This window comes from Candidatus Avelusimicrobium sp. (assembly GCF_050873505.1).
In the GTDB taxonomy this organism is placed as follows: domain Bacteria; phylum Elusimicrobiota; class Elusimicrobia; order Elusimicrobiales; family Elusimicrobiaceae; genus Avelusimicrobium.
Window position 1 is genome coordinate 1 of sequence record NZ_JBNMIY010000005.1, and the last position, 18,139, is coordinate 18,139.

General features: G+C 48.5%; 21 protein-coding genes and 1 pseudogene. 13 read left to right on the plus strand and 9 right to left on the minus strand.

Features of this window, described 5'->3' with window-relative positions; all coding sequences use genetic code 11:
- Positions 1 to 1,291: hypothetical protein (locus tag ACR0QV_RS03860; RefSeq protein ID WP_432634718.1), on the plus strand; the 1,291-nt coding region annotated here is incomplete at its 5' end.
- A 251-nt stretch (positions 1,292 to 1,542) separates the two neighbouring features.
- Here the strand turns inward: ACR0QV_RS03860 and rplS are convergent.
- The 7 genes and pseudogenes from rplS to fmt all read right to left on the minus strand — a co-directional run.
- Positions 1,543 to 1,878 (minus strand): annotated as a pseudogene (gene rplS / locus ACR0QV_RS03865) (50S ribosomal protein L19); the annotation flags it as partial.
- Between the two features lie 5 nt (positions 1,879 to 1,883).
- Positions 1,884 to 2,603 carry a tRNA (guanosine(37)-N1)-methyltransferase TrmD gene (trmD, locus tag ACR0QV_RS03870; RefSeq protein WP_432634720.1) on the minus strand — a complete coding sequence of 240 codons (720 nt, stop codon included), beginning with the start codon at positions 2,601 to 2,603 and terminating at the stop codon, positions 1,884 to 1,886.
- Entirely contained in the window at positions 2,603 to 2,833 is a 231-nt protein-coding gene (locus ACR0QV_RS03875) for a KH domain-containing protein (RefSeq protein WP_428053608.1), read from the minus strand. The genes trmD and ACR0QV_RS03875 overlap by 1 nt, the downstream gene beginning before the upstream one ends.
- 15 nt (positions 2,834 to 2,848) lie before the next feature.
- Positions 2,849 to 3,097: a 30S ribosomal protein S16 gene (rpsP, locus tag ACR0QV_RS03880; RefSeq protein WP_177745989.1), complete on the minus strand. Its 249-nt coding sequence runs from the start codon at positions 3,095 to 3,097 to the stop codon at positions 2,849 to 2,851.
- 44 nt (positions 3,098 to 3,141) lie between these two features.
- Entirely contained in the window at positions 3,142 to 3,837 is a 696-nt protein-coding gene (gene rpe / locus ACR0QV_RS03885) for a ribulose-phosphate 3-epimerase (protein WP_428059663.1), read from the minus strand.
- Complete coding sequence (locus ACR0QV_RS03890; protein ID WP_432634723.1) at positions 3,834 to 4,829, minus strand: PASTA domain-containing protein; 996 nt, start codon at positions 4,827 to 4,829, stop codon at positions 3,834 to 3,836. Before ACR0QV_RS03890 ends, rpe begins: the two co-directional genes overlap by 4 nt.
- Position 4,830: 1 nt before the next feature.
- Positions 4,831 to 5,781 (minus strand): methionyl-tRNA formyltransferase, encoded by a 951-nt coding sequence (gene fmt / locus ACR0QV_RS03895; RefSeq protein ID WP_432634724.1) that lies wholly within the window; start codon positions 5,779 to 5,781, stop codon positions 4,831 to 4,833.
- Positions 5,782 to 5,818: 37 nt separating this feature from the next.
- Here fmt and ACR0QV_RS03900 point away from each other — a divergent pair, with 37 nt between their 5' ends.
- The 5 genes from ACR0QV_RS03900 (at position 5,819) to ACR0QV_RS03920 (ending at position 10,187) form a co-directional block, all read left to right on the plus strand.
- Entirely contained in the window at positions 5,819 to 6,103 is a 285-nt protein-coding gene (locus ACR0QV_RS03900; RefSeq protein WP_432634726.1) for a DUF4491 family protein, read from the plus strand.
- An 86-nt stretch (positions 6,104 to 6,189) separates the two neighbouring features.
- A complete protein-coding gene (gene trpS, locus ACR0QV_RS03905; RefSeq protein ID WP_432634728.1) occupies positions 6,190 to 7,233 on the plus strand; it encodes a tryptophan--tRNA ligase in 1,044 nt (347 codons plus the stop codon).
- A gap of 92 nt (positions 7,234 to 7,325) precedes the next feature.
- A complete protein-coding gene (locus ACR0QV_RS03910) occupies positions 7,326 to 7,829 on the plus strand; it encodes a methylated-DNA--[protein]-cysteine S-methyltransferase (protein WP_432634729.1) in 504 nt (167 codons plus the stop codon).
- A 95-nt stretch (positions 7,830 to 7,924) separates the two neighbouring features.
- Positions 7,925 to 9,049: a type IV pilin protein gene (locus ACR0QV_RS03915; protein WP_432634731.1), complete on the plus strand. Its 1,125-nt coding sequence runs from the start codon at positions 7,925 to 7,927 to the stop codon at positions 9,047 to 9,049.
- A 175-nt stretch (positions 9,050 to 9,224) separates the two neighbouring features.
- On the plus strand, positions 9,225 to 10,187 hold the full coding sequence (locus ACR0QV_RS03920; protein WP_432634733.1) for a glycoside hydrolase family 3 N-terminal domain-containing protein: 963 nt from the start codon (positions 9,225 to 9,227) through the stop codon (positions 10,185 to 10,187).
- Here the strand turns inward: ACR0QV_RS03920 and ACR0QV_RS03925 are convergent.
- Positions 10,181 to 11,752 (minus strand): hypothetical protein, encoded by a 1,572-nt coding sequence (locus ACR0QV_RS03925; protein WP_432634734.1) that lies wholly within the window; start codon positions 11,750 to 11,752, stop codon positions 10,181 to 10,183. The two genes, ACR0QV_RS03920 and ACR0QV_RS03925, sit on opposite strands and share 7 nt — an antisense overlap.
- 87 nt (positions 11,753 to 11,839) lie before the next feature.
- Here ACR0QV_RS03925 and ACR0QV_RS03930 point away from each other — a divergent pair, with 87 nt between their 5' ends.
- On the plus strand, positions 11,840 to 12,064 hold the full coding sequence (locus ACR0QV_RS03930) for a hypothetical protein (RefSeq protein ID WP_432634736.1): 225 nt from the start codon (positions 11,840 to 11,842) through the stop codon (positions 12,062 to 12,064).
- Here the strand turns inward: ACR0QV_RS03930 and ACR0QV_RS03935 are convergent.
- Positions 12,061 to 12,306, minus strand: a complete 246-nt coding sequence (locus ACR0QV_RS03935) for a lipoprotein (protein WP_432634738.1) — start codon at positions 12,304 to 12,306, stop codon at positions 12,061 to 12,063. The two genes, ACR0QV_RS03930 and ACR0QV_RS03935, sit on opposite strands and share 4 nt — an antisense overlap.
- Before the next feature lie 50 nt (positions 12,307 to 12,356).
- On the opposite strand from ACR0QV_RS03935, the gene ACR0QV_RS03940 reads away from it, so the two are divergent.
- Genes ACR0QV_RS03940 through ACR0QV_RS03965 form a run of 6 tightly spaced genes read left to right on the plus strand, consistent with a single transcriptional unit; the run spans position 12,357 to position 18,138 of the window.
- Positions 12,357 to 13,100, plus strand: a complete 744-nt coding sequence (locus tag ACR0QV_RS03940) for a hypothetical protein (protein WP_432634740.1) — start codon at positions 12,357 to 12,359, stop codon at positions 13,098 to 13,100.
- A complete protein-coding gene (locus ACR0QV_RS03945; protein WP_432634742.1) occupies positions 13,097 to 15,646 on the plus strand; it encodes a hypothetical protein in 2,550 nt (849 codons plus the stop codon). The genes ACR0QV_RS03940 and ACR0QV_RS03945 overlap by 4 nt, the downstream gene beginning before the upstream one ends.
- Before the next feature lie 2 nt (positions 15,647 to 15,648).
- Positions 15,649 to 17,151 carry a hypothetical protein gene (locus ACR0QV_RS03950; protein WP_432634744.1) on the plus strand — a complete coding sequence of 501 codons (1,503 nt, stop codon included), beginning with the start codon at positions 15,649 to 15,651 and terminating at the stop codon, positions 17,149 to 17,151.
- Positions 17,151 to 17,492 (plus strand): hypothetical protein, encoded by a 342-nt coding sequence (locus tag ACR0QV_RS03955; RefSeq protein WP_432634746.1) that lies wholly within the window; start codon positions 17,151 to 17,153, stop codon positions 17,490 to 17,492. Before ACR0QV_RS03950 ends, ACR0QV_RS03955 begins: the two co-directional genes overlap by 1 nt.
- Entirely contained in the window at positions 17,492 to 17,722 is a 231-nt protein-coding gene (locus tag ACR0QV_RS03960) for a hypothetical protein (protein WP_432634748.1), read from the plus strand. Before ACR0QV_RS03955 ends, ACR0QV_RS03960 begins: the two co-directional genes overlap by 1 nt.
- Positions 17,722 to 18,138, plus strand: coding sequence for a glycoside hydrolase family protein (locus tag ACR0QV_RS03965; RefSeq protein WP_432634750.1), 417 nt, complete (start codon positions 17,722 to 17,724; stop codon positions 18,136 to 18,138). The genes ACR0QV_RS03960 and ACR0QV_RS03965 overlap by 1 nt, the downstream gene beginning before the upstream one ends.
- Position 18,139: the final 1 nt, after the last annotated feature.

The window sequence follows — 18,139 nt, forward strand, 5'->3', positions numbered from 1 at the left end:
ATTCCCGACTGCAACACTCGGGAATGACAACAATAATAACGACAGATCCCGTAACCCTGCGGGCCGCCCAACCCTACGGGATGACGGCTTAACAACAAGTGGCCGCACGGCAGGTGCTCTTGTCAAACGGTTGGTTGTCGTATTTATGGGGCTGTTTTCGGCGGTAAACGCCCCGGCGGAAATTATTTCCGCGGTGTCGTATAACCCGTCCCGTATGGGCGATTACGTCTATTTAAAGGTGGCCGATAAGGCTAATTTAAAGGGTGGTATTGAGTCTAATACAATGACGGTCCGCTCCGGCGGGACTGTTACGGCCAGTTCGCCTAATTTAAATTATGACGTTCCCGCTGTGGTGGGCGCGTCCGGCTCCACCTTGGATATGCCGAACACGGCTATCCACGGAAGCGCGGCCAATACTTATAATAATTATCAAGCCGTAAACAGTGGCACGCCAAGCGCCTTGCTTCCCAACGCCTATGTAAACGGCGGGCAAACGACCGTTAAAAACGATTCTTATATTTCCACCTTGGACGCGGTGAATAGACTTAAACAAAAGGCGGCCACCTTGCGCGCGAATAAACTTTCTGTCAGCGGTTCCGAAGACGCAAGCCTTTACGACGGCGCGACAACGGACGGTTTTACCTTGGCGGGGAACGATATCCCGCAACCGACATCTTCGCACGTCAACACGGGCGCGGCACTTAGCAACTGCACCTTAAAATGGGAAGAGCGCACCACGAGCGACAACCAAAAGGTAAAACTTTTGGCCCTTGCAAATTGCGGTGCGGGGGATACAAACAACTGTACGCCTACCAGGAGCGGAAAAGAAGAATATACGGTAACCTGTCCAGGAGATACTAATAACTCGCGGTTGTATCGTTGGAATTATAGCACCTGTAAATATGATTTAATTACCGAGTGCCCGAAAAAGCAATACACTTGCTTAACAGGTGCTGTTTGGAAAACCAAGAGAGTTGGTGGCTCCGGCTTGGGGAGTTGTTCTTCGTGGGTACATAAATATTGGGATGGAAATATGACGTGTGGAAGTGAAACCGTAAATACCAAAGGCCCTATTAATTGTAAGGCTGGGCAAGAGTGTAATTGTACTGTCGGAGAACAGCGGCTGTATATTTTGACTTATAAGTGCGCCGATAGTGGTACTTCTGCTTCTTCTAACTATTTGGGATACTATTGTGTAACGTGTGGCACTACTGATAATTTGTCTAATTGCGTGGGCCCGACCGGGCCGGGTGCCGGTGGTGGCTTCGTAGATATTATAGAAAGGAATTAATAACAATTAGCATTTTAAGGCCCCAAGTATGCAGGTAAACTTAGGGGCCTTTTTTATCATATTATTATCCAAAAACTATACGAAAGAATACGGCTCTATAAAGTATTTCTTATTGCAAAAAGAAAACCCCTGCGGGACTAGTAACCGCAGGGGTATGTTCGGAGTTTGTTATTCCGTTTGGATAACTATTTCGCCTCTTGGGCCGTTTCAGCGGCGGCCGGAGTTTCGGCAGCAGCGTTGGCGGACACCACTTTTTTAACTTCCTGCAAGCGGGCGGCTTTACCGGAGAGTTTGGTGAGGTAGTTGAGTTTGGCTCTTCTTACCTTGCCCACTTTGAGGACTTCAATGCTGTCCACGCGGGGGGAGTGCACCGGGAAAATGCGTTCCACGCCTACGCCGAAAGAGATTTTGCGTACGGTGAACGTTTCGCTGATGCCGCTTCCTCTGCGGGCGATAACCACGCCGTCAAAGGCTTGGAGTCTTTCGTTGTCGCCTTCAACAACTTTTACTTTTACTCTGACGGTGTCGCCGGCTTTGAAAACCGGTACATTGGTTTTAAGATTGTGTTTAATTTCGTTGATATTCATAAAACTTACTTCCTCCGAATCGTTTTTTTCTTTTGGACCTTTTTTGGCTTTTGAGAGGCGGTTTCAAGCAAATCGGGTCTTAACTGTTTTGTAATCTGTAATGCTTGTTCGTGTTTCCACGCTTCAATTTCTTTATGGTTGCCGTTTAACAGCACTGCCGGAACCTTCCGCCCGCGCCATACTTCCGGGCGCGTATATTGCGGGGCTTCCAGCAAATGCCCTTCAAACGACTCCAAAGACGTTACGTCCTCTTTTTTAAAGGTGCCCCGTTGCAATCGGGTAATGGCGTCTATCATCACGCAGGCGGCCAATTCTCCGCCCGTTAAAATGTAGTCGCCAAGCGACACCTCTAAATCCACCTCGGGATATATTCTTGCGTCAATCCCTTCGTAATGCCCGCACACAACAATCAGGTGGCGTTTTTTGGCCAGTTTTTTAGCCAATTCCTGGTTAAAAACTTGCCCGCGCGGACTGGTTAAAATGACGTACGAGGTCTTCTTGCGCAGTTTGGAAATGGCCTGATAAAGCGGTTCCGCTTTCATCAGCATCCCCGGGCCACCGCCGTAGGGCCTGTCGTCTATGGTTTTGTGCTTATCCTCGGCAAATTGCCGGGGGGAAAGCGTACCCAATTTTATTATCCCCGCCTTGCGCGCCCGCCCCACAATACTGTGGGAGAGCGTTTGGTCTATCATTTCTTCAAAAGCGGTGATAACGTCTATTTTCATTAATCTTCCAACTTTAAGGTAACTTTTTTGTTCTGTTTGGCGGCCGCGGCGTTTAAAACGGTTCTCACCGCTTTGATGATGCAGCCGTCTTTCCCAATCACTTTACCTTTGTCGGCGGCGTCCACCTTGGTGGACAGATAAACTTTGTTCTGCTCAACCTTTTCTTCCACCACCACATTATCGGGCGTAGAGGAAAGAGATTTCAAAAGCAGCGTGGCCAATTCTTTCATAATGCCTCGCGGGGATTATTTGGCGCTGGCTTTTTTAATCAAGTTCGCGACGGTTTCAGAGGGTTTAGCACCCACTTTCATCCAATATTCCACTCTGGGCATATTCAGTTTGACTTGTTCGGCAACATTGGGGTTGCAGGGGTGATACTGGCCCAACACTTCTTTGGCTTCCTTGCCCACGGCGGAAGATTTTTCAATCGCCACTACTCTGTACTGGGCTTGGGCTTTTTTGCCGACTCTCTGTAATCTGATAACTACTGCCATTATGACTCTCCTTGTATGCTTTTACACGAGGTAAAAGACTGTAATTAAATGTCCGGGGCCGCCTGTCTGATTTGGTTGAGGGCCAATACAGGGTCCGCGGCTTTAAAAATTGCACTGCCGGCGACGAGCGCATCCGCCCCAGCCTTTATGGCGCGGGGGGCTGTTTGCGCGTTAATGCCGCCATCCACTTCCAGCCAAATTGCCTTGCCGGAAGCGGCGATAATTTGGCGTACCCGTTTGATTTGGTCTTCGCTGCCGGGCAAAAACGCCTGCCCGCCGAAGCCGGGGTACACCGTCATTACTAATACTAAATCCAACAAATCCGTAAGCGGAGCAATAAGTTCCGGGTCGGTGTCGGGCTTAATGGATAAACCCGTTTTTACGCCAAAACTTTTAATCAGTTTAAGCGTTTCTACAATTTCGTCCTTTGCTTCAATATGCACGGTGAGCAGGTCCGCCCCCGCCTTGGCAAAGGGTTCTACAAACAACATCGGGTTTTCTACCATTAAATGGGTATCTAACGGTAAATCTGTTTTTCCTTTCAAAGAACTTACAACGGACGGTCCAAAACTTAAATTGGGTACAAAGTGCCCGTCCATAATATCCACGTGCAACCAATCCGCCCCAGCCTTTTGCACGGCGAGGACGTCTCTACCCAACTGCCACAAATCGGCCGACAGGATAGAGGGCGCAACAGATATTTTACCATTTGCGGAGGGCATTTTGGAAATTTTTATCATTGCAGTTCTCTTTCGCGCACTAAAACACCGTCCACAAACACCCGCAAAGTGGCTCTGTCCGCAAACGGTACTTCCAGGTCAATTTTTGAGCCCGGTTGGCGCGTTTCGTTCAAAATTTCGTTTTCCACGTCGCCCTGTTCCAGCACTACACGCACGCGGCTGGCGTTTTTGCCCTGCGGCATTTCGTAATGCAGGTGGTACGATTTTTCATCGTCGCCCGCTTGGCGGCGGCTGACCGTAACTTCCAGGTTGGCGCCGGGGGCGATTTGGTTATCCGCCGACGGATTTTGTGCGGCAATCGTACCGTTGGGAAAGACGGATTTAGAATCTTCTTTAATAATTAAATTGATGTTTTGCGCACTGGCCCACAGGGTGGCTTCGGAGAGTTTTTTGCTCTTAAAGTTGGGGACCAAAATTACGCTGGCCGGCGGAGCCCCGTTGGAAAGCACGAGGGAAACCTTGTCGCCTTTTTGTACCATACTGTCCGCCTTGGGGGTTTGGGCCACGATGAGGCCCTTTTCGTAAGTAAGCGAATAGGCGTTATCCACTTTATCTACCAAAAGCCCCGCTTGGCGCACGGCCAGTTGGGCGCTTCTTAAATCGGTTCCGACGGTGTTGGGCACGAAAACCATTTCGTCCCCTTGGCTAATCCACACGCGGATGACGCGGCCTTCGCGCACGGTGGAACCCGCAGAGGGCAACTGGCGCAAAACGGAGCCCGGAGCAACCTCCTTGGCAAATTCCACGCCCGCCTGCTTTAAGGCCAAATTATTGGAAGCGAGCAAGCCGAGGGCCTGCGTAACGGATTTTTTGGTTAAATCGGGCACGGTAACCTCTTTGCGGGTGTGCACCAAGGCTCCCAGCACCCAATCCGCCGATATAAAAATCAGCGCAATAAAGAACACCGCAATAAGCCCCGCCACAATCCATTTGGTGCGGTGGTTTTTATTGGTTTTCTTTAAAAAATCGTCAAAATTCTGTTCGTTGCTCACGTTATTCTCTAAACGCCCCGTCGTGCGCTTTCAAACCGCGCCCATTGGCAAAGGCATCGGCTGCCATTGGCTTTTTGCCTGCGGGGTGTACCTCGTTTAACCAAATACTTCCTTCTTTACATTTTACTAAAATTCCCCGGTTTCTTTCAATTAAAAGCACCGTTCCCGCGGGTTCGTTTGCGTCCTTGTCGCCCAGTTCGGTGCGGACAACCTGCAACCACTCCGTTTTGCCGTTGTGCGTAAAGGGCACCTTGGGCTTGGGGCCGCAGGCTAGGCCGCGCGCGCGGTTGTTTAGTTCGGTAGCGGTCAAAAGTTCCGGGCGCAAAAGCGCGTCCTCTTTTTCCAGCATCGGGGCCAAGGTCGGTTCGCCCTCTTGCGGGGTTTGCACCATATGGCCTTTTTCAAGTTGCTCCAAGCACTCCTTTAAACCTTCCAAACCGAGCGGAATTAACTTTTCAAACAGGGTTTGGGCATTGTCTTGCGGCAAAATATTGGCTTCCTTTTGCAGGAAGAGCGGACCGTCGTCCATACCGGGGCGAATCCAAAAAACGGAAATGCCCGTGTGCGTATAACCTTGGATTAAGGCCTGTTGGACGGGCGCCGCGCCGCGCAGTTTGGGCAGGAGTGAAAAGTGCACATTTAAAATGCCCAGTTTCGGCAAAGCCAAAAAATTGGGGCGGAAGATTTTTCCGTACGCCACCGCTACGCCCAAATCAAAGGGCACGGCGGCGATTTTATCAAACTCGTCCTTTAATTTTTCGGGCGACAAAACGGGCAAATTCAGTTCCAGCGCGCGCTGTTTTACCGGGCAGGGGGTAATCACCATCCCGCGCCCGCGGGGCCGGTCGGCCTGCGTAACGACGAGTTGCACATCGGTTAATTGATGCAGTAAATCCAAATACGGCACGGACAAATCGGGCGTGCCAAAGAAAATTGTTTTTAATTTAGCCATATATGTAATAATATCAAATATGGAAAGGAGGCAACAGATGAACTGGCAAAGTTTGGTTATCGGGGCGGCGGCCTTTGTGTTAATTGGTGTGTTTCATCCGCTGGTAATTTGGGGGGAATATTATTTTTCCAAAAGAATTTGGCCCGTTTTTTTGGTGGCGGGCCTCGCCCTATTGGTGGCGGCAATTTTTACAAAGGGGGCAATTCTTTCTCCTTTACTTAGCATAGCGGGGTTTTGTGCGCTGTGGAGCATAAAGGAACTCTTTGAGCAGGAAAAGCGCGTGCAAAAGGGCTGGTTTGCCAAAAATCCCAAGCGCAAATAAAAAAGCACGAATTGGCGGCGAATAGGTAAAAGCGGTATAATAATAAAAAGCGCTTTTGCGCGTAACCCCTTTATAAGGAAGAAACAATGAAACAAGTGATTTTGACCGGAGACCGCCCCACGGGCCGCTTGCACGTCGGGCATTATGTAGGCTCTTTAAAAAGACGCGTCCAACTGCAAAACAGCGGGAAATTTGACCAAATTTTTATTATGATTGCCGACGCGCAGGCGTTGACGGATAACGCCCACCAGCCCCAAAAGGTGCGCGACAACGTCATCCAAGTAGCCCTGGACTATTTGTCCTGCGGCTTGGACCCCGAAAAATCCACCATTTTTATCCAGTCTATGATTCCCGAACTGACGGAACTTACCTTTTATTATATGAACTTGGTAACAGTGGCCCGTGTGGGGCGCAATCCTACCGTCAAGTCGGAAATTAAATTGCGCGATTTTAAGACCAGTATTCCCTTGGGCTTTTTTGCCTACCCCGTCAGCCAGGCGGCGGATATCACGGCCTTCCGCGCTACCGCGGTGCCGGTGGGTGAGGACCAAATGCCGATGTTGGAACAGTGCCGCGAAATCGTGCACAGTTTCAATTCCACCTATGGCGAAACCTTGGTGGAGCCGCAAATTATCCTGCCCGACAATAAGGCCTGCCTGCGCCTGCCTGGTACGGACGGCAAGGCCAAAATGAGCAAATCCCTGGGCAACTGCATTTATTTGTCCGACGACGAGGAAACCGTGCGCAAGAAGGTAATGTCTATGTTTACGGACCCGAATCACGTCCGCGTGGAGGACCCGGGCAAGGTGGAGGGAAACCCCGTATTTGTATATTTGGACGCGTTCAGCCGCCCGGAACATTTTGAAAAATTCTGGCCCGAATACAAAAATTTGGACGAACTCAAAGCGCATTACCAGCGCGGCGGTTTGGGCGACGTAAAGATTAAAAAATTCTTAAACCAAGTGTTGCAGGACGAACTCGCCCCAATCCGCGAGCGCCGCAAACAATGGGAAGCGCGCCTGCCCGAGGTGTATGAAATTTTAAAAAAGGGCACCGAAAAGGCCCGCACCGTGGCCGCGCAAACAATGCACGACGTGCGCGCCGCAATGAAAATCAATTATTTTGAATAATAAAAGTTGATTTTTTGATACCGCACCCCCGCCCAATCCGCGAGGGTGCGTTCATTTAAACCGCTCTTTTCGGCAGATAAAAGGGGAAAATAATGCTTTACAAAACGGTTTATCACTCGCCTATCGGGGCAATAACCTTGGCGGCGGACGAAACGCATTTGGTTGGCCTGTGGTTAGCGGGGCAAAAGTATTTTGGCTCCGCATATAAAGAGCCCTTTACGGACCGTGCGGACCACCCCGTTTTGCAAAAGGCCGTACAATGGTTAAAGGATTATTTTGCGGGTAAACGCCCGGCTATTGCTACCTTGCCCTTAAACCCGCAGGGGAGCCCCTTTCGCCAGCGTGTGTGGCAGATGTTGTGCGAAATCCCTTACGGGCAAGTAGTTACCTATGGGGATATTGCCCGTCGGCTTGCGCAGGAGCAGGGCCAAAAAAGTATGTCTGCCCAGGTCGTGGGCGGCGCGGTGGGGCATAATCCTATTTCGGTTATTATCCCGTGCCACCGCGTAGTGGGGGCGGACGGAAGCCTGACGGGCTATGCGGGCGGATTAGCGGCCAAGGATTGGCTTTTAAGGCACGAGAAAAATCAAAATTAGTATTGACTTGATAATCCCTATTTGATAAGGTTTTGTTATAGTTATTTAGGGGGATACTGTTTTAAGGTATCTTCATATTGTTAGAGGAGGGACTAATGAAGTCCAACAAGAAACGTAAGGCGTTTACGCTTACGGAACTTTTGGTCGTGGTCATCGTGATAGGCATATTATCTGCGGTGGTATTACCAAAATTCAGTAAAGTGATAGAAACGCGCAAAACGACGGAAGCCGAAGAAATGATGGCGGCCGTCCGTACGGAACAAGAAAAACGCTGCGCCCTGGATAAAAACTACACCACGGACGCGGAAATGGTCAATTTGGCCTCATTAAATACCAAAAACTTTAACTACACGTTAAAGAACACGGGTATGGAAGCGGCGAGTAAAGGTAAATACGGCTACACGTTAAAAATGCCGTCTTACCGGGATGGCCGCTTATGCTGTGATAGCGCAGAACAATGCGCAAAACTCAATAAAAATTATCCTTTGTGCAGTGAACTGATTGCCAAGGCGGACTACACGAGCGGTGCAGAGTGCGCGGCGGGTGGGGATGACGGCCCGAAAGTTATCCCTTGTTCGGGCTCTGCTACGCAAGCCTGCGGCTGCAAAAACGGCGGCACGCAAACGAGAACCTGCGATACGACCACGGGCACTTGGAGTGCGTGGGGGGATTGCTCTATTGCGGATACCTGTGAGTGCACCGGAAAGAAACCTAGCACCAGTGAAACTTGTAACAAGTGCGGTACAAGAAAACGCACTGTAACGTGTGATGCTACTACCGGCGAGTGGAAAAAAGGTGATTGGGGTTCTTGTAGTAAAACATCGTCCTCCCAATGTAGCACCCCCTCTGGCCCTACCCCTGGCCCCACGCCAGATCCCTGTCCGGAAGACTTGCGTGCATATTGCACGAATTTAGGCCAGGATGCGTATGAGTGCGGGGCTTGCGCTTCCTGTGATACCGGTAGCGGTGGCAGCGAATGTGGTGGCAGCGAATGTGGTGGTAGCGAAAGTGGTGGTAGCGGTAGCGGTGGCAGCGATTGCGGTGGCTTAGGTGATGGCGACGACATGAATTGCGTCTTATGTACTAACACTGCCGATCTCACTGATAGCGTAGTATGTAGTATCGACTCGGATGGGAAGCATGTAGACGGAAGTTGCAGTCCGATAGAAGGGAGTGGGGGATACCACTGTACTGTCAAACCACACGCTTGTACTAAGTAATATAGTAGTTGCGCTGAAACTTGTATGATACTAAAATGGCCTGTCCTTAAAAGGACAGGCCATTTAGAGGGTTATGATTGTGTTATTATGTAAAAAATTTTTAACCAGTATTGTGTTTGCTTTATCCGTTTTATATTTGATGACAGGGTGCCAACAAAATCCCCGGCAGGATATTATGCCGGTTCTTTTACTTATTCCGCATTATCCGCTTCCACAGGAAGATAAAGATTTTTTTAAGCGGATAAATCCCTATGGTTTTGTATTAAGTATTCCTAAACATCGCGATATGGACCCCAACCAGTTGCGCCGTGAGTTGGAAGATGCGTTGGGAAGAAAAGATTTTCTTTTCTTTTTGGACCAAGAGGGCGGTTCTGTGAACCGTTTGAGAAATTTTGATTCTTCCTTTTACAGCCCCGCCGCCAGCCATTTTGGGGATATTGCCCAAAAAGATTTTGATTTGGCCGTTGCGCAGGCCCTTAAAGAGGGGGGGCGCACTGGCCGGAAATTAAAAAGTTATGGCATAGACGTCGTTTTTGCTCCCGTGGCGGACGTAATTGACCGTGAGGATATTTTTAGACGGAACCGTTATTATTCTGTCAATCCGCAAGTTTCCAAGGCCTTGGCCGATGCTTTTGCACAAGGCTTGGCCGATGCGGGCGTAGTGCCGTGCTATAAACATTTCCCGGGATTTGGCGATAAGGTGGACTCTCATAAAACTATCCCCGTAATAAATGCCAGTCTGGCGGAAATTACAAGCCAAATGAAAACTGCTTTTCAAGAAAGTAAGAAATACGGTTGTTTGCTGACGGGGCACGCCTTATATACGTCGCTTGATGAGCAGAATGTGTCCTCCTATTCGGCTAAACTTTACCATTTGGCACGCAAGACGCTTGGTTTTAAAGGCATTATCATTACAGATGCTTTGAATATGGTGGCGGCAGGTGGCCCTAAAACTAACGACTTGGGAGAGCGGATGAACAAGGCTTTTGCGGCGGGGACAGATGTGGTTATGCCGTTTTTCCGCACTTATGAATCCCCCGAGAAAAAGGAAGAAATTCTCCGGCAGATTGACCCGAAGTATATCAAGCGCTTTCAGCGCCGCGCGCGTTTAATCCAACACCAGGCTATTAGTCATTGAACGGCTTTTTTAACTACGCACAGAAAAAGGGGATATTTTAAGAAATTGGTGTTAAGAACCTGACAGTACTTATTGGAAACATCTATACCGTAGTCATTCCAAAAGTCATTATTCCACACCCAAGGAAGATAAGGCGCTAACAGATAAATATCCCCTTTATGGTTCCTGATTTCCTCCCGTATCGGGAAATTATGTTGGTAATCCAAGGACTGTAAAGGCGCAAGAAAACGGCGTTGCCCCCGTGAAATGGGAAGTTTTTCCGAGTAAAAATTGATGCCTCCTATATAGCGTGCGTTGGGATTTAAAAAGGGGATCAAAAAAGAAAAGTGCCCTCCCATCACCACCAAAGAACCATCTTTAACAAAAACGCGTCGGGAAAATGTGATATTTTTGACGGCAAACTTTTTCCTCGGCCACTTCGGCAGCGGCCGCATAACAGAAAATATCGACAGCCCAACTAACAGCACGCAGAGGATTTTTGTCGGGACAAACCTCCGTAGCAGACAGATAAAAAGTAAGCAAGACAGAATTTCTAAAAAAACGGCATAACGCATATTGCCAAAGAGAATTACCCAAGGAATGTAGGTGCCGATAAATAACCCGAGAAGCAGTATATACGGCTTAACAAGCGGCTGCTTTTTGATATAAAATAACCCTCCCGCACCTAGCAGTATAAAAGAAATCGTTCCCAATATAAGCCGAAAATCCAAGAGGTAGTCCCAGTTCGGGAACTTTATCCTTAACCAAGGCAAAAAGAGCCATTCTTTCCAACCGTGCGGCACATAAGGGCTGTTTGGCAACGCTTTATCCGGAAAGAAAGGGGATTTAAAAATATGGTTGAAATAGGGAAATAACGGGTTGCCCAACGTCTGCCATTTGTGCCACAGAAAATAACCGTCTGCCAGTAAAAAACCCACCAAGGCGGCGCCCAGCACCCCCAAATACGCTTTGTACGAAGATTTGTTCTTGATTAGCAAAAACAGGCAGCAAACGCCTACCCCTATTGCCGCCGGTGCCGCCGTGTATTTAAGTCCCGCCGCAAAGGAAACCAAAAAGGCCGCCCCCGCAAGATATTTTAACTGGAAACGCAGCCGTTCGTCCGTTCCGCAAAATAAAAGATAAGAAGCCAATACGGCAAATAACGCTAACAGAATTTCGTTACTGGAATGTCCCACTTGCAAAAAAGATAGTCCCGTCAATGCAAAACAGACCGTCATTCCGCGCAGCCATTTAACTTCCGCCGTATTTTCCCGCATAATTTGAGTCGTCCACTTAACAAGAGCAAATAACAACAGCCCGTAGTATCCGCCCAATAAAAACCCCGTTAATTTGGGCCAGGCGTTTAAATAAGAAAATATCAAATAGTACGGAATGTCCGGCAGCGGATTAAAAAAGGTATGCACTGGTCCTGCGGCTAACAAATCGACGGCTTCTCTTCCGTGTAAAAAGGCATAGGGAATATATAAGTGATAATTGCGGATATCAAAACCGATGTCCTGCCCGAGCCAAAGGCTGACCGTCCCGCTGATACAAATACAAACAATAAAAAGGAGTACATTTTTCATATTTTGGCCTATCGTTTATCCGACGGTAAAATTTAAAAACATTATAGAAAACTTACCCTATTAGCCGCAATAAAGCGGTGCGGGGAAATGATTTTAAACCGCGCGCAACAGGCAAGACTTTTTGATATTGCCGAGGGAAATACCGAACCTGGCGGAGCCGGCGGTGCGGTTATCAACCAAACGATTAACGTGCAAAACGGCGGCGATTTAACCGCCATTACACAAGCCATTAAACGCGGTACGGTGGAAGCCTTGGAATTTGCCAACGTGGCCTATAAGGCGGGTGCGAAGCGAAACAAGTATGTGGGTTAAAAATAAGAGAAGCAAGTTGTTATTTCGTTCCCGTGGGCGTCAGTAGTGGTTTTCCACTCTTGGCATATTCTGTTTTCCGAGCCATAGGCAGGAGAAAAACAACGGGTTGTTCCCTGTCCGCGTGAATCTGTTGTAGTTCTATAAGAGTGACACGCAGTAGACGAACGCATTCCGCCTTGCCAGGTGGAGGCACAGGCAGATAGAAAGAGCACGGAAACGAACAGAAGAAACATTTTTTTCATAAGAACCTCTCTTATTAGTATAACCCATTTTCAGGGGAAAATATTGCATTATGTTTGAGACTATACAAATTAAAACGCCTATTAAATGCTACGGGCAGAACTTTATTACCAAGCGTTGTACGTTCACAGGCGACGTGCAAAATATGTCCGCCTTGTACGATAACGCCGCCGATACTACGGCCACTTTTTACAATACGGACGTTACCCAGCCTAAAAACTGGCACGTGGCCTTTAAAGATAAGTACGGGCAAATTACGTCCCGCGCCATAGACACGGTTATTTTGGAAAATTCCACCGCGGACAGCGTAACTATTTCTTACTTAAACACACAAGGGGAAACGGTGGCACTGGGCAGTTTTGTGCTTACGCAGAACAATATCCTAAAACTTACGCCTTTTACCGCGCAGGAAATTACGTTTGCGTTTACCTGTTCCAAAAATTACTTTGAAATTGGCGAAGTGCGCTGCTTAAAATACCTGTTTGATTTAAAGGCCACCTCGCAGGTTTCTATTGTTCCCAATACACAAGGGGGCGAATATACCGCGCAGGACGGCAGTTATTACGCTTGGACGGATTACCACCGCCCCGGTGTGGAAATAAAAGTGTCTAACGGCAATTATGCCCAATATAAGGCCTTGCGTGCGCTGGTACAGAACAACGAAAGCATTACCGTTGTTCCGTTTAAAGAACTGGATTTTTTTGTACTGGAAGGTCTGTTAGATAGGGACCTGTCGCCCGATTTAAACCGCTTTTCCGGCTTAGTGGATTATACCTTAAAGGTGGTGAGCAAATGAGGACCGTACCCGAACCGATAAAATTAGCCTTGGCGGATGCGTCGCTACCCATTAAAAAGCGGTTACTTTTGTACCGCCGAAAATGGAACGCGGATACTCTTAAATACGCCTTGGAGACCGAGCCCATAGACGTTACGGATTTGCTGATTGAGGCAGGCTCTATCAAAATGGCCCTTGATACAGACGAGGTGGATAAGTGGGATGCTTCCAACGTTACGCTCACCTTTCATAACGACTTGAACTGCTTTAAAGAGGGCTTAACCGGGGGCCTGTTTGAAAATGCCGTACTGTGGGGCAGTAAAGTGGTTTACAACATAGAAACGGCCGAAAAGGGGGCTCCGTCCGCCAGTATTACGGTTTTTACGGGTTATGTGTATTCCTCGCCTGTCTTCCGGGATAACGGCAACCGCTTGGAACTGACGGTTACATCCAGTTTGGATGCGCTGGAATATGTCAGCGCAGAAACCTTTTGTTTAACCAAAACGGACGAACTTGCCACGGTGGTAACCTCGCAAGATTCCAAGGATCAAGGCAAAGAATTTGCCACCGCCGAAACAGGTGTGGGGTATGTGGACGAAGTGAAGTATGGCCGCACCTTGGAAACCGCCCAGTTATTGCGCAAGGGGGATGATTATACGCTTGAACAAACGAACGTATATGATTCCCCGGCACAACTGAAACTCCGCTTTACGCCCAATACGGAGTATTCCGTTTGGCTTTCATACCGTTATTGGCATAAAGATATGGCGATAGAGGATATCGTCAACGCCCTGCTAGATTTGGCAGGTGTGGAAAAGCGACAGGTAGAAAAAGCCGCCTTTTCGGGCGCTTCCGCCATTAGTTATGAGACGCAGGAGCCTGTGCGCCTGATGGTAGAAAAAGACGAATACGGCGCTTATACCCCGGTCAGCGGGGCTCAGTACGGGGTTAGTTCCAACTTTAACAGCCGAATGATTATCTCTGAACGTATTTTAAGAACTTACGGTGCTTTGCATACTAAATATCCGCTATTCGTTCCTACCACAAATGGATATATTCACGTAGGGGCACTTACGGATGTATATGTATATGCGTCAGGAATAGCGAAGGACTGGGCGTCTTTGGATTTTGTAACCGAGGAAGGCACGGGGTTACGTTTGCAATATAAAGGCGTGAGTTCAGATGCCACCATAGAGGCTTTGCCCATTTTGAAATATGCTTATTTGGCAGATGATGTTCAATGCGGCACACCTATTTACAGCGCCAAAAACCGTTGTTTTGTAGGTTTTGACTTTGACGAAAACGGGAAGGTATCTCTCTATACCAATACGCCACGGGTATCGTCCGGCGCTCTTTTGCAGGGCGGCGGCCCAGTGGAAAAAACAGAGACTGATTTTACACTTTCTGGCACATTTACAAAACTGTACCATAACTTAACTATTTACGATTCAGGTGCTGTTGTAAAGAACAGTTACTTTTTTATCAACCAGTTGGCGTGGCGCGGACAGCCTTTAACGGATTTTCAGCCAGGGCAATACATTAATGCTTTTTATAACAGCATTTTTGCCGGAACAGATTATCCCAAAATATCCCTTACCCCGGGGCTAGTGTACCAAGTTAATTTGGGGCAAGAGGGGAAAAAGTGGAATAAATTGGAGTGCGACACCTCCCCGCTGTATACTGGTGTGGGTTCGGGCACTTGGACGTATCAAGAGGGCCTAACGGACGGCCGCTATGATACGCCTATTAAAATTACCGCGGGCGAACAAATTCTGTCCGCTGCGGGTAGGTTGTGCGTTTCATACAGTTTAACTTCTGCGTCTGGCACTGAAAAACTGGAAAACATCAAAATCAGCAAAGTTATTTCCACTACTGGGATTCCGCTTGTAAACCTAACGGAGTTAAATGTCAAAACGGCACTTGCGCAACTGGCGCAAATGGTCTCTTACGAAATTGGCTTTAATCAAGACGGAGTATTTTTCTTTCGTTCCCGCCAAGGCCGATATACGGATGTCAATTTAACGCCGGACATTCTGATTGAAACGGACAAATTTGATGCTGATATTGAAAAACTAGCAAATAGTGTTACCGTAAATTTTGGTATGTTTCAGGCTAAAATTGACGACTTTACGGAAGACAAACCACGGCCCAACAGCATTGATATTTACGGTGTGCACGATACTGTTATTTCCCAGGGTAACTTTATCCCTGCCGACAATGTAGATATTTCCGGTGCAGTGGCAAAAGCCAATTACGAGGCCTTATCCACGCCGGGATATACTTTGCAAGCGGAGTGCCGCCCTGATTTAAGTTTGGAGTTGGGCGATAAAATTACTGTCTGTGCCGAAAACACCAACATTGCCGCCAAAACTTGGAGCGATTACAACAAGTTCTTAAAATTGCCCGTTTGGAAACGTGTTTTTAAAATTACCGGGCTGGAACTTTCTTTTGCCAAACGCTTAATGACGCTTACGCTTAAAGACGTTACCACGGCCGCAGATGTGCCGACTATGGAATACAATGTGTATCAAACACAATTCCCGACCCCATTAAATTACAAGGAGTAACTATGTACGTTGAAGACAAAGAAGACAAGGTGTTTATCCCGCAAACAAAGCATACTGTTACGGCGAGCGACTACAACCAAATCAAAAATGAAATCCAAAGCGCGATAGAACTGGCCGGTATGGAGCCGGAAAAAGATGTGATACAGTTCCCCGCGGCCATTAAACAGTTGACAGAGCAGAGTGGCGCCGCCGAAATGGAAAAGATTATGGCAGAGGGCACCAAGCAGGTCGGACTTGTTACTGCCGCTGGGACGGCACAAAAGACCGCTCTAGAAACCGCCGCCGCGGAGCAAGTGGCGGCCGTTGAGGCGGCTGGCACGGCACAAGTAAGTAAGGTACAAAATGAGGGGAGCGAACAGGTCTCAGCCGCTAAAAACTGGGCCAGCAAAACAGACGGCCCGGTGGAGGAAGACCTTTATTCGGCCAAAAAGTACGCGCAGGATGCGGCGCAGAGTGCGCAAAATTCCCGTGGGCTTTCTATTGGGCAATTAGTGTGGAGCCAGTCCTCATTAGCCAAAGACAACCCAGGTGCTTTGCCCGGCTGGACTGGGGAGTATTACGAGAACGGTAAGACGCTATTCCCTGACTTGTATAACTTTGTAAAAGCGCATAGTGAACTGCAAGTAACCAAGACAGAATACGATACGGCTCTTACTCTTTTTGGGGCGTGTCCTAAGTATGTGGTGGACGAGGTGGAAGGTTCCTTGCGCCTGCCGAAATATGCCAGTAATAAGCGGCAGTTGGTAAAAAAAGAGGTAATCGGCAATGATTGGTACGCTTTGTATAGCGACGGCTGGCTGGAACAGGGCGGGTATTTTGGCAATCCGTCAACGGTTGGTACAACTGCTATTACAGAGACTTTTTTGAAAAGTTATGCCACGGCGCCCACTGTTTTATTTGGCAATATGTCCCATAGAAAAACCGCCGCATATGATAGCGAGCATTACCCCTATGATGTTACGGCAAACGGGTTCACGCACGAAAACGTGCAACCGCAAGGACAGGGGACCCGCTGGTATGCTTTCGGTTACGCGGCCGATACTCCTATGGAAAACATTATGTATCCGTGGATAGTATCTTTTACCGCGGCTGTCCCAGCGAGTACAGCGCAAGCAGCCGAGTTTACAGGCGCGTTAAGTGGCAAAGCCAATATGGATTTGTCTAATGTGCCGAATGCTGCCAAAGCGGCGTTACTGGATTTATTGGCTATGGATACCAGCACGTGGGCTACTTTGGTAAAAGATACAGACTTTGTCGCGCCCTCCGCCGGGTGGATTAACTATTATCCAAGTAACAATGCAGACGCTACTATTGGCATAAGCACAGGATGGAGCAACTGTTTCATACGATTAGACGGTATCCCAGTTATCAACCAATGTTATTACTCTGGCAAAAATGGAACTAACGCAGACTCGTTTTCTTTTTTTGTTGGCAAAGGGCAAACGGTCAGGGCTACATTTACCGTAGGGACGGTATATTTTTATCCTTGCAAGGGGGCGAAATAATGTTTGCAAAAATTGTTAATCAACAGACCAAAGAAGTACAGGTAGTACAAGGGGCAAAACTCGCCCAGATTTTAGGCGCGGTAGAAATGGACGTAGAACAGGCGTATAATGGGGCGTGGTATGTGAAAGGCTATGCGCCGAGCAAGCCAGAGCCCACGACAGAACAAAAAGTACAAGCCCTAGAAAATGAAACGGGGCTAACCCGCGCCGTGCGGGAACTGGTACTGGCGGACGGCTCCGGCGCCAGCGACTATGTGCGGGCCAAAGCGCAGGAAATTGAGGCTTTGGCCAACCCGTTGCGCAGTGTAGCGAACGAAATCCAAAAAGGGGAGGCGGAGTAATGAACCCGGACAAAGTAAAAGGCTGGGTATGGCTCGCTGGGGTAATCGGTGCGGTGGCCTTTTGGTGCTTTACCATTTACGGGTTACCGCCGCGTGTAGATAAGTTGGAACGCACGGTAGCCGAGCACGAGCGCAAAATGACGGAAACAGGCGTTAAGGTAGATATTATCCTTGACGACGTAAAAACCATTAAAGGGTTTATTTTACAACGCCACAACGGAGGCAACTAATGGATAACGCAAAAGCCGCGGCCTATGTGCGCCGCTACGAGGGTTTTTCCCGTTTACCTTACAAGTGCCCCACAGGCCATTTAACCATTGGCTATGGCCACAATTTGGAGCACGGTATCAGCGCGGCCGCCGCCGAGTTTATCCTGCAAGAGGATTTGGCGCGGGCGGAACGAGCCGTCAAAGACGCGTTCCCTTGGTGGTGGAAACTGGACGACGCGCGGCAATTTGTATTGGTGGATATGGCATTTAATATGGGCCTTGCGGGCTTAAAAGGCTTCAAAAAAATGCTGGCCACCATGGAAAAGGGCGATTATCAAACCGCCGCCAAGGAAATGCTTGACAGCAAATGGGCGGCGCAGGTAGGCCGCCGGGCAATAGAAAACGCCCGTACGATGGAAACGGGACAATGGATTTAAT